This is a genomic window from Nostoc sp. 2RC, from assembly GCF_014222165.1.
Taxonomy (GTDB): Bacteria; Cyanobacteriota; Cyanobacteriia; order Cyanobacteriales; family Nostocaceae; genus Nostoc; species Nostoc linckia.
On record NZ_JACKZU010000493.1, the window covers coordinates 1 to 5003 of the forward strand.

Consider the following 5003-nt stretch of genomic DNA (forward strand, 5'->3'; position numbering starts at 1 on the left):
TTTTATTTGATTAAAGTGATAAAAACTATTAACGTGGTTAACATCTAATCCATCAATTAATATTAGTGCTTTTCCATTAACTAATACGTTAATTAGTTGTTCCTGTGTTAATTTAACTCCCCAATTATTGTTAAGTACAGACATATAAATATCAATCGGTTTTTGGGATAAGGCTTGAGGAAGTTGATGCTCTAAAAATGCAGCTCTTCGTAGAGAAATATATACAGGTATATAATCTTGACAAATTTTTTGTCTGTAGCACAACATAGCTAAATGCTTTAAGTAGGAAGTCTTTCCCATTCCAGATACTCCTGTAATAAGTATTCTGGCTTTGGGTTGCCCAATACTTGCCTTGACTTCCTCACCTTCTGAATTTAAGAAATCAGGTTCAATATAAAATTCCTCAGTCCGTGGGTAATTATCTTGCTGAAAGCCTATTACACTCAGCTTTCCATTTGTCTCTTCTATATAATTTTGCCATTCTTGACTGTTATAAAAGGGATAAATAATAGAAATCATTTGTAACCTCCGTGCAGCAGCGATTACAGCGAAACCTTTTTTATTAATAATTGCTTTTTTGTTATTTGCCTGTATAAGATGTAGATAATCTCTGTCAAGTTCAACTGTAACTACATCTATCTCATCAACTAATAAAGACCATGAATTTAAAAGTTTTTTGAACACATAAGTTAATGCAGAACCATACCTACTTACACTGGATTCGCCTAATTCTTCTATAGGTCTAGAATCTTCCTCTTCATAATTTTCATATGTTATATGAGGATTACACAGAATCCAAGACCAGGCTAAAATTTTATTTTCTCCTGTAGTGTTTTTTGTATTTTTTTCTGTCTTATTTTTAAGAGATTCTTGAACTAAGTAGTTAAAATCTGTATATGTCTCACTGATAAGTTGAATACATGCTTTGGCTTCTTGTTCATTCGCAAAGCATTCATGATTCCACATTTCTTCAAACATATTTTATATAAATTGTCAATCTAATTTTTTACTAAAAATATTTATATTGCATCTCAGCATTGCGACAGCTTTAGATACTACACTGCCGTCAAAGTTAATTTTCTCATAACTTGCATTTCTCCGTATAAACCCAGGGTAAAGTTTTACTTTCTTAATATCCTTTTTATCTGAAGAGTTAAAAGCTGGATATGTCTCGCTGATAGATAAGTTGAATACATGATTTAGCTTCCTTTTAATTCCCAAAAGGCTCATCATTCCATAACGTTTTACGTACATACTATCCTAAAATTGTCAATCCAATTTTTGTGTTTAGGTATTTGTATGGCATATCAGTGTTCCAACGGCGACTATATTAATGACGACCGAGCTTTTTAGGAGCTAACTGTGAATAATTTGAATCAATCATCTGTTCCCTTTTACCCAGAAAGATTTGAATTGACTCAAGCAGAACTGAATAAATTTTTAGCTGATATTCATTCTGGACAGCTAACAAAAGAAGAGTTAATCAAGCTCTTGATGGTACAAAATTTTGGTGAGCTTGTGATTAATGCCGGAATTAGATACTTTAAATCACGTTTAGTAAGTTTTGGAGCAGTCAAACAGCCCGAAATAGAGACTGTTTCAAATCGCCTCAAACCTCATGTTGCTATGCTGGAGAAATTGGCGTCAGTGCCAGAAAGTCAAGAAAAGATGAAGGATCTAGTAACTCTGATAATGGAGTTAGCACAATTGCAACTAGAGATTAATCTGGCGTTGCATAAATGTGGGATGAAACACACAAACACAGGTATTTCGTTTTTGGAACAGTAGATATCTTAACATTTGCTAACAGTGCCTTCGCCACTTTCCCTTTAATTTCTCTACACTAGAGAAATTGTCTTTTACTTAGATCCCAAATTGTGGAGAAGGCACTTCCTTTAAGGTGAACTTTCATGGTAAAAAAGATCGCTTTTGGTTACTATGGCGGCAAATACAGTCATTTAGACTGGCTCTTACCCTTATTGCCAAAAACAAGCCACTACTGCGAACCCTTTGGCGGTTCAGCAGCCGTGTTGTTGAACCGGGAGCCTTCGCCTGTAGAAACCTACAATGATATTGATGGCCAGGTAGTCAACTTTTTTCGCGTACTACGCGACCAAAAAGACCAACTCATTGAGGCGATTGGGTTAACGCCGTTTTCCCGTGAAGAATTTCGGACTGCTATTGCCAAAGAAGAAGAGAGTTTGTCAGACCTGGAAAGGGCTAGACGATTTTTTGTCCGGGCGCGACAAGTGAGAACAGGCTTAGCACAAACCGCGAGTGTTGGACGATGGGCGCACTGCAAACTTACTAGCCGCGCTGGAATGGCTGGTGCAGTTTCCCGGTGGCTTGGTAGTGTTGAGGATTTGCCCGAAATCGTGCAACGGTTGCTACGCGTGCAAATTGAGAACGACCGAGCAATTGATATTATTCGACGCTACGATAGTCCAGAAACATTATTTTACTGTGACCCTCCCTACCCGCACGATTCCCGTGGGGATAGCAAGGCTTACGCTTATGAAATGACCGACGACCAACATCGGCAACTAGCGGATGTTTTGCGTTCAGTTAAAGGTAAAGTTGCCCTTTCCGGCTATGATTGTTCCTTGATGCAGGAACTTTACGGTGACTGGAACTGCATTAAAGCACCCTTGAAGCACTGCCATTCCATCAAGGAGTTACGGCAAGAAATACTTTGGCTCAATTATCACCCGCAAGCCTCCACACTTACTGTTGAAGAAATCGCTCCATGTCCACAACCCCAGCAGCTATCCTTGATGTAGCCTTACAAAAAGCCTCTTCATCGATAGCACAACCGATTGTCGCCAACCCCAGCATTGCCGAAAAAATTGACTATGTATCGCGCTATGTAGGCAATCGTGCTGTAGTTCGTTTGTTACTGGCCTGCTCTTTGGCAGCTGTTCACCGTGGTAATGTTGATATCCGCAAGCCTTACACCGAAATAGGCACACCAGATGCTTACTCTGGACGCTACTACGATGAAAGTTACATCACAGCATTCATTAACAAGCACGAGTTACCCTGTAATCCCACTACCGCATTCCTCACCCCTGCCCTGCGGAACCGTAACATCACCTTAACCCCAGCAGTAAATCTGGTGGGACGACCGCCCAAACTCTACAAAGCCGCCCTGGAATTACTTGATGATGTTCATCAAGGCAGAATAACTGCTGAAGAACTGCTAGCCCAAACCATTCGTTGTCTAATTATTGCTCGGAACGAGAAGCGGCAGCGCATGGAAACACTACTAGCCGACCTGAAGAAATCGGAAGACGCAATACCTCTATCAGCAGAGGAAATCGTTACACTCCTCGAACAGCATTTGGCTTGCCGAGGTTCAAGCCGCCTTCCTGTACTAATTGTTGCTGCTGCTTATCAAGTAGCAGAACCATATATAGGGGAGCGTTTTTTACCTCTAGAGTCCCACAACGCAGCAGACGAGCAGACAGGGGCTTTAGGAGATTTGGAAATTACTCTAGTTGATGATGAGAAGGTCATCACCAGCTATGAAATGAAGACTCGGCGTGTCACGTTAGTAGATATTGACCGTGCTTTGCAAAAAATCAACAATACAGGCAAGCGGGTTGACAACTATATTTTTATCACGACGGATGTGATTGAAGAGCGTGTTCGAGAATATGCCTCCAGTATGTACGAGCGTACAGGTGGTATAGAGATTGTGGTTTTGGATTGTATCAGCTTTGTGCGTCACTTTCTGCATTTGTTCCATCGGCTGCGATCGCAATTTTTATCAGCCTACCAACAGCTAGTGCTAACAGAACCAGACAGTGCCCTTAGCCAACCTCTAAAAGAAGCTTTTTTGGCATTGAGACAAGCTGCTGAAAGCGCCAGGGAATTTTGACCGATTTGAACAATTCATTTATTTTTTGCTTCGTAGCCACTACTTGGCTGAAAATGCATTCTTAGTTTTGACGAACTGAATACAGCACTAATACCAATACATAGCAATCCTGAATCATTCATGAGAAAACACGTAAACTAAAATAAAGCTTTTTTACTAAATGTATAGACTTTAAAATAAGTAAAATTCCCACAAAGGTGTTTGTCTAGCCTATAAGTAAAACCCAACATTAACTTAAACATAACGTTGGGTTTCACTTGATTTAACTACCCTGATTATTTGGCGGTGTTGCATCCGGTGGCGTTTCGGCTGGGGGAGCCAGAGATGCATCTGGAGCAATTTCCTCTACGGGAATCTTTTCCTTGTTCTCAGTTTCGGTATCTGGTTGGGCTGCTTCTACCGATTCCCAGGAAGGAGGATTTGGTGGAATTGCTTCTGGTACACTCTCGCTTTTTGCTTCGGTGTCGCTACTAACTGTCTCTTGTGCTGGTTGTTCTGGTGTGGCAGTAGTATTGTCGATAATCTCAACAGCAGGTTGCTCAGTCAATACAGAAGTAATGTCTTCAGGTTTGGGTGTTGTGGATGTCTTTTGACCCACACTTTGTTGCACCTTGTCTTTCACGCCACTCAAAGTGCTACCAATATCCTGTTGCAACTGAGCTAGCCTCTCCTGAAGAGACAATTTATTCACCTGTTCCTGAATGCCAGTTTTCACCGTCTCAGGACTAGGCACTTGGGTTTGTTGCGCCTGTGGTGTTAGTTGGCGACGTAACGAAAGAGTTTGCCAGCCAAACCACACCAAAAGAGCGACACTAGCCACATGACCGAGCAATAACCCCCCAGAAATGCGCGGTGCAAACACCCATAAAACTAAGGCATAGAACAACCCGACACCGCTCCAAATAAAATCATTCTTGCGGTGGATTTCTGGGAAAAAGAACGCTGCGATGTAAATGGCTAAACTACCAAGACCGACCACCAAAGCTAGGACATATGCCAGCATTATTCGGTTACTCCTTTGACTAGGGATTGGATATGGGGCATGGGGCAAGCAGGAAGTGTGGGAGGTGTGGGAGGTGTGGGAGGATGGTGAAGAAATCTTTCCCCCCTCTCTCCCCACACT

General features: G+C 41.4%; 4 protein-coding genes and 1 pseudogene. 3 read left to right on the forward strand and 2 right to left on the reverse strand.

Annotated elements, in window-relative coordinates:
• A pseudogene (locus tag GNE10_RS31995) lies at positions 1-978 on the reverse strand (hypothetical protein); the annotation flags it as partial.
• Between the two features lie 384 nt (positions 979-1362).
• Here GNE10_RS31995 and GNE10_RS32000 point away from each other — a divergent pair.
• The 3 genes from GNE10_RS32000 to GNE10_RS32010 all read left to right on the forward strand — a co-directional run bounded on the left by GNE10_RS32000 (position 1363) and on the right by GNE10_RS32010 (position 3880).
• On the forward strand, positions 1363-1788 hold the full coding sequence (locus GNE10_RS32000; protein WP_185569997.1) for a hypothetical protein: 426 nt from the start codon (positions 1363-1365) through the stop codon (positions 1786-1788).
• 122 nt (positions 1789-1910) lie between these two features.
• The gene (locus GNE10_RS32005; protein WP_185569998.1) at positions 1911-2780 is read left to right on the forward strand and encodes a DNA adenine methylase; all 870 of its coding nucleotides are present in this window, start codon (positions 1911-1913) and stop codon (positions 2778-2780) included.
• On the forward strand, positions 2747-3880 hold the full coding sequence (locus GNE10_RS32010; RefSeq protein WP_185569999.1) for a restriction endonuclease, SacI family: 1134 nt from the start codon (positions 2747-2749) through the stop codon (positions 3878-3880). Before GNE10_RS32005 ends, GNE10_RS32010 begins: the two co-directional genes overlap by 34 nt.
• Before the next feature lie 262 nt (positions 3881-4142).
• On the opposite strand, the gene GNE10_RS32015 is transcribed toward GNE10_RS32010, so the two are convergent.
• A complete protein-coding gene (locus GNE10_RS32015; RefSeq protein ID WP_185570000.1) occupies positions 4143-4883 on the reverse strand; it encodes a Ycf66 family protein in 741 nt (246 codons plus the stop codon).
• Between the last annotated feature and the right edge of the window lie 120 nt (positions 4884-5003).